This window comes from Streptomyces sp. SID3212, from assembly GCF_009865405.1.
Classification (GTDB): Bacteria; Actinomycetota; Actinomycetes; order Streptomycetales; family Streptomycetaceae; genus Streptomyces.
The window spans coordinates 1-6,630 of sequence record NZ_WWJY01000008.1; the positions used below are offsets into that span (position 1 = coordinate 1).

Here is a 6,630-nt window from a genome sequence, read left to right on the forward strand (position 1 = left end):
GACCCGCGCCGCGCGGCCCGGCGCCCCAAGCCCCGCCCCGTCCGGCCGCCCGCCCCGCGCAAGGCGCTGCCGCCCGCCGCTGCCTCACGCCCCGAGGCACCGGCGGACCGGAGGGGAACCGACCCCCGCGCCGACCGCCGCACCGGTCGGCGCGGTACGAGGAGCGGGCGGTGACGGCCCGCCGGGCGGATCACACCCGGCGGCGCACGTCGGCCTTGGTCACGTCGGTCGGGTCGGTCACGTCGGCCGGCGCGGGTGCGGGATGCCGGCCGGGGGTGGGGCGGTCAGGTGCGGTTCGGTGCGTAGTAGGTGCTGATCCAGGCGTGGCCGGCGGAGTTGACCGCGACCATGCACGCGTGCTGATTGACGGTGCCGAAGTAGTAGGTGCGGGTCGCGCCGGTCTGCGCCAGGCCGCTCCAGACATCGTTCGTGGCGGTGGTGATGATCTTCTGGCGGGCCTCCGCGAGGTAGTCGGCGAGCAGGGCGTGGACGTCGGCCGCGGCGGCCGGGACCAGAGGTCCGCCGCGCGGGACGTGCTTGAAGGCGTGCCCGGCCAGGGCATTGGGTGTGCGGAAGTTGATTCGTGCCGCCTCGGCGTGGACCGCCAGGGCGAATCCCGGCTGATGAGTCTTCCAGTCCGCCTCCCCGCCCAGGTGTGCCGTCCCCGCCCCCGCGGCGGCGGGCGAGCCGGCCGCCAGGGCGTACAACGCGTCCACGCGCCCCGGGTGCGTGTTCGGGTCGTAGGCCCCGCCGAAGCCGTTCACGGCGGTCAGGAAGAACGAGTGCAGCTCGACGTAGTCGTGCACCGTCTTCACCCCGATGCGGTCGGCGAACGCCGTCCCGGCCGCGGCGATCACCGGGGCGGAGCCGACCCGCAGGGCCCTCACGGAGTCGCGGTGGCGCAGCAGCGTGATCTCCTCGTCCACGGAGGGGAAGCGGCCGGCGGCGAGCCCGAGGGCGGCGCGCACCTCCGGTATCTCCTTGAGGTGACTGTCCAGGGTCACCCGCCACCTCCCGAGCGCGGCGCCGAACGTCCGCCCGTCGGTCGCGGTCACCAGGTCGGGCAGACCGTTACCGAGCCGGACCTCGTCCAGGAACGCCGGATGGGCGCGGAAGGACCACCCGTTCGTCCCCTCCACCGTCCACAACGGATCGCCCGGCGTGTACGCGGCTTTCTGCGCGGTGAGTGCCTGCTTGAGCTCGTCCCACGGCATGGTGGTGTCCCCCCTCGTCATCTCCGCCCGCCTCTGGTGCCGCCGGGACCCACCCCAGGCCGGACGGCGGCGAACGGGCGCCGATCGGCGCGGGCTTCACCCTTGCGTGGCGGATCCGGCATGCCAACTGTCCGGTGGGGGGCGTGCGGGAGCACAAAGGGCGCGCGTCGCGAGTGTGCGGAAGCTGTCGTGATCCCGGCGGTAGGGGTGGGCGGAGGCCATGAGCGAGGCCGGGCGGGATGGCTTCGGCGCGCCGGGGATCGATGGTCAGGAGTCGCCGAGCTCTTGCCGGATGCGGCGGGATGGCTGGAATGCGTAGAGGTCGAGGATGCCCGGCGGGTCGGGGATGCGGGGCCAGGCGGCTTCGCGCAACAGGCGGAGGCCGTTGAGGCCGACGATGACGGTGGAGCCTTCGTGGCCGGCGACGCCGAGGGGCAGGGGGAGGGTGCCGATCAGGTCCCAGGCGGCCAGGACGGTGATGAAGGCCCCGGCGACGACGAGGTTCTGGATCACCAGGCGGCGTGCGGTGCGGGAGAGCCGGACGATCGAGGGGATGGTGGTGAGTTCGTCGCGGACGACGACGGCGTCGGCGGTCTCCAGCGCGAGGTCGGAGCCGGCCTTGCCCATCGCGATCCCACAGTGCGCGGCGGCCAGGGCAGGGGCGTCGTTGACGCCGTCGCCCACGACCAGCACCCGCCGCCCTTCGGCCTCCCACACCTTGACGGCCCTCGCCTTGTCCTGGGGGAGCAGCCCGGCGCGGACGTCGGTGATGCCGACCTCGTCGGCCAGATGCCGCGCGGCACGCTCGTTGTCGCCGGTCAGCAGGACGGGCGTGCGGCCGGTCAGCTCGGTGAGCGCGAGCACGGTCGCCGCCGCGTCCGGACGCGGCCGGTCGGCGATGCCCAGCACCCCGACCACGTCACCGTCGCGCAGGACGGCGACAGCGGTGCGCCCGGCATCCTCCAGCTCGGCCACGAGCATCTTGTGCGGGCCGTGTGCGGCGGTGTCCACGAGCATCCGGGAGGGGGAGCCGACCTGGACGAGATGGCCGTCGACGGTTGCAGTGACACCTTCGCCGGGGACGGAGGAGAAGTCCTCGGCACCGGACAGCCGGATGCTCTGCTCGCGGGCGGCGCCGACGACGGCACGGGCCAGGGGGTGTTCACTTGGGTGTTCGGCGGCGGCCGCCAGGGCGAGCAGTTCGGCCGCGTCCAGGCCGGTGCCCGGCAGGGGGCGGATGTCGGTGACGCGCGGAGTGCCTTCGGTGAGAGTGCCGGTCTTGTCCAGGGCGACGATGTCGATCCGGCCGAGGCGTTCCATGGCGACGGCGGACTTGACCAGGACTCCGCGTCGGCCGGCATTGGCGATCGCGGAGAGCAGCGGCGGCATGGTGGACAGGACGACCGCGCACGGCGAGGCCACGATCATGAAGGTCATCGCGCGCAGCAACGCCGACCGGAGCGGGTCGCCGAGCGCGAGCGGGACCGCGAAGACGGCGAGGGTCGCGAGGACCATGCCGATCGAGTAGCGCTGCTCGATCTTCTCGATGAACAGCTGCGTGGGTGCCTTGGTCTCCGAGGCTTCCTCGACCATCTTCACGATCCGGGCGATCACCGAGTCCGACGGGTCGCGCCCGACACAGACCCGCAGGGCTCCGGTGCCGTTGACGGTGCCGGCGAACACCTCGTCCCCGGCCTGCTTGGCCACCGGCAGCGGCTCGCCCGTGATGGTGGCCTGGTCGACATCACTGGTTCCCTCGCGCACCCGTCCGTCGGCGCCGATCCGCTCACCGGGCCGGACCAGAATGGTGTCGCCGATCCTCAACCGCGCGGTGTCGACGCTCTCCTCGACGCCGTCGGCCGGCAGCCGGGTCGCAGTGGTGGGTGCGAGATCGAGCAGCCCGCGCACCGAGTCCGCCGTCCGCGCGGTGGCCACGGCTTCCAGGGCGCCGGAGGTGGCGAAGATGACGATGAGCAGCGCCCCGTCGAGGACCTGCTCGATCGCGGCGGCGCCGAGCGCCGCGACGATCATCAGTAGATCCACGTCCAAGGTCTTGTCCTTGAGGGCCTTCAGGCCCTGCCATCCGGGCTCCCAGCCGCCTGTGACGTACGTGGCGGCGAACAGTGTGCTCCACAACCACGCCGGGCCGCCCAGCAGGTATGCGGGCAGGGCGAGGAGGAACAGCACCGACGCCGCGAGCGCCCACCGGGCCTCCGGCAGCGCCAGCAGCCGCGTGCGACGGCGCGGAGCCTCCGCACGGTGCGCGGCGGCCGGCGCGGGCCGCTGATCGAGGACAGAAGGCACGGCAAAACAACCCTTCACGGGCGAACCGGGGTGACGTCGCCACCATACAGGAACACATGAATAGATCTTCAGATGTCTTCGCTATGATGGGCGCCATGGGTCACGGAACCGGCACCGGCAGCGCCACCACCCGCGAGCGTCTCGACGCGGTCGGCGCCGCCGACGTCGCCGCGACCCTCCAGGCCCTGGCCACACCGTCGCGGCTGCACATTCTGGCCCGCCTCCAGGAGAGCCCCTGCTCGGTCGGTGATCTCGCCGACGCGGTCGGCATGGAAGCCTCCGCCTGCTCGCACCAGCTGCGCCTGCTGCGCAACCTCGGTCTGGTCACCGGCGAGCGGCACGGCCGCTCGATCATCTACGCCCTGTACGACAACCACGTCGCCGAACTCCTGGACCAGGCCCTGTTCCACGTCGAGCATTTGCGCATGGGAATCCGCGACACGTCCGCCGTCACCGAGGGCACGGCCTCGAACTCGTGAACCTGGGCATCATCGGGCAGGCGGCCGGACTGTTCGCCGTCACCAACATCGACGACATCCTGATCCTGGCGCTCTTCTTCTCTCAGGGCGCCGGCCACCGGGGGTCCACCCGCCGCATCCTGCTCGGCCAGTACCTGGGTTTCACCGCCATCCTCGCCGTGGCGGTGGCCGCCGCGTTCGGTGCCACCTTCCTGCCCGAATTTGCCATTCCCTACCTCGGTCTGCTGCCGCTCGCGCTGGGCCTCAAGGCCGCCTGGCAAGCGTGGAAGAACCACCGAGGCGGTGGCGGGGGTGAGGAGGAGGACCAGGACAAGGCGGGCGGACCGAGCCCGTTGGAGGTCGCAGCGGTCACTTTCGCCAACGGCGGTGACAACATCGGCGTCTACGTGCCCGTCTTCGCCACCGCCGGCATCGGCGGGATGAGCGTGTACGCCGCGGTGTTCCTCGTCCTGGTGGCCGTGTGGTGCTTCGCGGGCCGGTTCTTCGCGACCCGCCCTGTCATCGCCGAGGCCCTCTCCCGCCGGGGCCACATCCTGCTGCCCGTCGTTCTGATCGGCATCGGCCTGCTCATCCTTGTCGAGGGCGGCGCTTTCGGCCTGTAGCGGGCATCGGCATTAGACCGGCGGCACCGACGGCGTCGCCGGCGATGGGCGTAACGGGTGTTTATCGTCAGGCAGACGACTATGATCGCGGCATGTCGCCCTACGACCCGTCAGCTTTCCCGCCCTTCGCTGTCACCGTCGACCTGGTCGTGCTCACCGTGCGGGCCCACGTGCTCTGCGCGCTGGTGGTACGGCGCGGGGAGGCGCCCTTCCAGGGGCGGTGGGCGCTGCCGGGCGGATTCGTCCGGGGCGACGAGGACCTGGCCGCGGCGGCGGCGCGGGAGCTGGCCGAGGAGACCGGGCTGCCCGCGCACGACCCGTCGTCCCCGGCGCCCGGGAACGCAGCCCACCTCGAACAGCTCGCCACCTACGGCGATCCCGGGCGCGACCCCCGGATGCGGGTGGTCAGCGTGGCGCATCTGGCGCTCTCGCCCGACCTGCCCGCGCCCCGGGCGGGCGGCGACGCCAACAGCGCCCGGTGGGCGCCGGTCGACGCGCTGCTCCACGCCGAGGGCGGGTTCGCCCGGGAGGACGAGCAGCCCGCGCAGCTCGCCTTCGACCACGCGCGGATCCTCGGGGACGGCGTCGAGCGCGCCCGCTCCAAGATCGAGTACTCCTCGCTCGCCACCGCCTTCTGCCCCTCGGAGTTCACCGTCGGCGAGCTGCGGCGGGTGTACGAGGCGGTGTGGGGCGTCGCCCTCGATCCCCGTAACTTCCACCGCAAGGTGACCGGGACCCCCGGCTTCCTGGTCCCGTCCGGGGGCACCACCACCCGGCAGGGCGGCCGGCCCGCCCAACTGTTCCGGGCCGGCGGCGCGACCGTGCTCAATCCGCCGATGCTGCGCCCCGAGGTCTGATCGCGGGCGAAAACCGATCGCAGGCGAAAGCTGAGGGGACACCACATGCTCACCCTGCGCAACAAGTCGGACATATCGCGTTATCTTGCTGGGTAACCACTCTGCCGCCGAGCGGTCACACCTTCCCCGCGAGAGAAGCGATGCTCCAGGCCATCGGACTGACCAGCGCCCCCCGTCGAGACCTCACCCCCGCCGTCGACGACCTGACCTTCGAGGCCCGGCCCGGCTGTGTCACGGCGCTGCTCGGCGCCCCCGGCGCGGGCAAGACCACCGCCCTGCGGCTCATGCTCGACCTCGAACGGGGCCGCGGGGTCACGTACTTCCGGGGCCGCCCGCTCCACCGCATCGCCCACCCGGCCCGCGAGATCGGCGTGCTCCTCGGCGATGTGCCGGGCCATCCGGCCAGGACCGCCCGGGGCCAGCTCCGGATGCTCTGCGCCGCCGCCGGCGTGCCTGCCTCGCGCGCCGACGAACTGCTCGAAGTCGTCGGCCTCGCCGCCCTGCGCGACGAACCCCTCGGCGCGCTCTCCCTCGGCATGGACCGCAGACTCGGCCTCGCCTCCGCCCTGTTGGGCGACCCGCACACCCTGCTGCTGGACACACCGTCGGCCGGCCTCTCGCCCCGCGAGACCAGCTGGCTGTTCGGACTCCTCGCCGCCCACGCCGCCCACGGCGGCACCGTGCTCTACACGACCGACGACCCCAAGGAGGCCGCCCGCACCGCCGACCGCGTCGTCACCGTGGACGGGGGCCGCCTCGTCGCCGACCAGGACCGCGCCGCCTTCTCCCGTACGCGGCTGCGCCCCCGGGTCGCCGTCAGGACACCCCACGCCGCGCGCCTCGCCGACGCGTTGAGCCGCGAGGCCAGGGCGGCCAGGCGCTCCGTCGAGGTGATCGCCGAGGCGGGCAGCCGGCTCACCGTGTACGGGAGCAGCTGCCCGGAGATCGGCGAGACGGCCTTCCGCCACGGTGTCCTCGTCCACCAGCTCGCCGACGAGATCGGCGACACCGGCCCCGTACCACCGCTGATCCCCGCGCCCACCGACGCCCCCGATCCGCCCCTCACCACCGCCGCGCGCCAGGAGGCGCACGACACGCGGCCCGTGCCGCGGCCGAGGGCGCTCGCGTCCCGGCCCGCGCGCAGCCCGCTCAGACCCGTGCGGTACGAGCTGCG

The 6,630-nt window shown here is 73.0% G+C and carries 6 protein-coding genes; 4 read left to right on the forward strand and 2 right to left on the reverse strand.

What is annotated here, in order from left to right; translation table 11 throughout:
• Positions 1-284 precede the first annotated feature (284 nt).
• Both GT042_RS00670 and GT042_RS00675 read right to left on the reverse strand, forming a co-directional pair.
• Positions 285-1,235, reverse strand: a complete 951-nt coding sequence (locus GT042_RS00670) for a hypothetical protein (protein WP_161306735.1) — start codon at positions 1,233-1,235, stop codon at positions 285-287.
• A 246-nt stretch (positions 1,236-1,481) separates the two neighbouring features.
• Positions 1,482-3,518: a heavy metal translocating P-type ATPase gene (locus tag GT042_RS00675; protein ID WP_161306736.1), complete on the reverse strand. Its 2,037-nt coding sequence runs from the start codon at positions 3,516-3,518 to the stop codon at positions 1,482-1,484.
• A 95-nt stretch (positions 3,519-3,613) separates the two neighbouring features.
• Between GT042_RS00675 and GT042_RS00680 the strand changes: the two genes are divergently transcribed.
• The 4 genes from GT042_RS00680 to GT042_RS00695 all read left to right on the forward strand — a co-directional run.
• Positions 3,614-3,997: a metalloregulator ArsR/SmtB family transcription factor gene (locus tag GT042_RS00680; RefSeq protein ID WP_161306737.1), complete on the forward strand. Its 384-nt coding sequence runs from the start codon at positions 3,614-3,616 to the stop codon at positions 3,995-3,997.
• On the forward strand, positions 3,994-4,599 hold the full coding sequence (locus GT042_RS00685) for a cadmium resistance transporter (RefSeq protein WP_161306738.1): 606 nt from the start codon (positions 3,994-3,996) through the stop codon (positions 4,597-4,599). The genes GT042_RS00680 and GT042_RS00685 overlap by 4 nt, the downstream gene beginning before the upstream one ends.
• A 92-nt stretch (positions 4,600-4,691) precedes the next feature.
• A complete protein-coding gene (locus tag GT042_RS00690) occupies positions 4,692-5,456 on the forward strand; it encodes an NUDIX domain-containing protein (protein WP_161306739.1) in 765 nt (254 codons plus the stop codon).
• A gap of 140 nt (positions 5,457-5,596) precedes the next feature.
• A partial coding sequence (locus GT042_RS00695) for an ATP-binding cassette domain-containing protein (RefSeq protein ID WP_161306740.1) occupies positions 5,597-6,630 on the forward strand: 1,034 nt, incomplete at its 3' end.

Coding starts and splice junctions, on each gene's coding strand:
- GT042_RS00670 (WP_161306735.1), bottom strand. CDS start 1,235: ATGACGAGGGGGGACACCACCATGCCGTGGGACGAGCTCAAGCAGGCA.
- GT042_RS00680 (WP_161306737.1), top strand. CDS start 3,614: ATGGGTCACGGAACCGGCACCGGCAGCGCCACCACCCGCGAGCGTCTC.
- GT042_RS00690 (WP_161306739.1), top strand. CDS start 4,692: ATGTCGCCCTACGACCCGTCAGCTTTCCCGCCCTTCGCTGTCACCGTC.